The organism is Myxococcus sp. AB025B (assembly GCF_006518215.1).
Classification (GTDB): Bacteria; Myxococcota; Myxococcia; order Myxococcales; family Myxococcaceae; genus Myxococcus; species Myxococcus fulvus.
In genome coordinates this window covers 1-1,790 of record NZ_SRLW01000607.1, presented here as the reverse complement: position 1 = coordinate 1,790, position 1,790 = coordinate 1, and the positions used below count along the sequence as shown (strand labels likewise).

Annotated in this window: 1 protein-coding gene and 1 pseudogene; both read right to left on the bottom strand. The window is 76.3% G+C overall.

All coding sequences use genetic code 11. The annotated features are described in order from the left end of the window. Nucleotides 1-1,367 (bottom strand): hypothetical protein (locus FL311_RS42985; RefSeq protein ID WP_141333441.1); only part of this gene is annotated, 1,367 nt, incomplete at its 3' end. A gap of 14 nt (nucleotides 1,368-1,381) precedes the next feature. Beyond that, a pseudogene (locus FL311_RS44690) lies at nucleotides 1,382-1,790 on the bottom strand (hypothetical protein); the annotation flags it as partial.

Sequence of the window (1,790 nt, the reverse complement as noted above, 5' to 3'; positions counted from 1 at the left end):
AAGCGAAGCCCGCCACCCGCGCCGCCGCCGAGCGTCTCGATGGACGTGGCCGTCTCCAACGCCACGTTCGAGTCGAACACCAGCAGGCCGATGGACGCACCGCCGCCACCGCCACCCGCGCCGCCCTGGCCGCCGCAGCCGCCCGCGCCGCCGCCGCTGCCTCCGGGGCTGGCGGGCTCGGTGAGCTGGGGGCTCGACTGGATGACGCAGCTGCCGCCGCTGCCGCCGCCGCCGCCACCCGTGCCGGACGTCCCCGACTGACCCGCGCCGCCGTTCTGGCCCGCGCCCACCGTCCACGTCCCGTCGACCTCCGACAAGGTCCCCATTCCCGCGCCGAACGCGCCCGCGTCCCCGGGGATGCCCGCGACGCCCGCGTCTCCCGCGAAGCCGTCGCCAGCGTTACAGCCGCAGCTGGAGGGAGAGGCCCGGCAGTCCTTCGTGTCCAGCGCGCCACCCGCGCCGCCCGTTCCTCCCGTCGGAGGACCTCCCGCCTGGGGCTGCCCGGGGGCTCCGTCGTTGCCCGCGGTCCTGTGGACTCCGGGGGCGCCGTCTCCGCCTGAGCGCGAGCCCTCCTCGCCGGGGCACGCCAGGTTGATGCCGCCCGCGCCACCCTCACCCGGCACGGTCGGGCTTTCTTGGAGGGTCTTGGTGCCCTCGCCGCCGTCGGGGCCCGGTGCTCCGGCGTCACCGTTCGCGCCATCCTGTCCCGCGGCGCCGTGTCCCGCCGTGAGCACGGTGTGGCGCAGCCGCACGTCCGAGCCGATGACGCGCAGGGCGATGGAGGGCTGTCCCGGCGCCTGTCCATCCGCGGAGCGCACGCGCAGGTACTCCAGCACGATGCCCGCGTCGGACAGGCCGCGCACGGTGAGCGCGGTGGGGCCTGCCTCCAGCCGGGCCACCTGGGTGCCGGCACGGCGCCAGCCGCCATCGCGCCCCGCGTAGCCGCCGTGGAGCGAGACGGGCACGTCCAGCGTCAGCTCACCCTCCTGGTACTCCCCGCCCGCCAGGTACACCCGCGTGGGCGCGCCGCCGTCCCACTGGCGCACGAGCGACAGCGCGTGGCCGAGCGTGCGCAGCGGCGCGTCGCGCGTGCCGGTGCCGTTGACGTCGTCGCCCGTCACGGGGTCGACGAACAGGCCCTCGCTGGCGCGGCCATCCACGCCGTCGCAGTCGGAGTCCTCGAAGGTGTCGTCCGGGGTGTCGTCGATGGCGGTGTTGGGGATGCAGCGCCCGGCGTCGGGCACCTGCTCGCACCGCCCTTCGTCGAGGCAGCGCTTCCGCGCGGCGTCGAAGTCGTAGCAACCGCCGGCGGCGAGCACCGCGCCGAGCGCCGCGCCCAGGGCGCCGAGCGTCCAGGTCTTCCGCATGGATTCTCTCGAGGTCATGGCCACGTCCCGGACAGGCCCACCATGGCGCCCCCCGACATCACGGCGGCGGAGGGGACGACCTTCGCGGGAGGGTCGTCCTCCGGCCACAGGAACATCACCGCGCCGGCGACGAGCCCCGCGGCGCCCAGGCCGAAGGCCACGCGGCTCACCGTCTGCGCGCTCTTTCCCTGGGACACCAGCGCGTCCGAGTCACGCAAGGGGATGTCCGCGCCGCCGGTCTCCAGCGTGTCGTAGCGGTCCTTGGCCTTCAGGTAGAACACCGTCCCCACGCCCGCGAGCACCACGCCGCCCGCCGCGGGCAGCCAGGCCCAGCGCCGCGCGGAGGAGGAGGTCTGCGTGAGGGCGGGCTCCGACGGCACGGGCGTCGGCTGGGAGCCGGGGTCGGAGGGGCCGGGCCGGGTC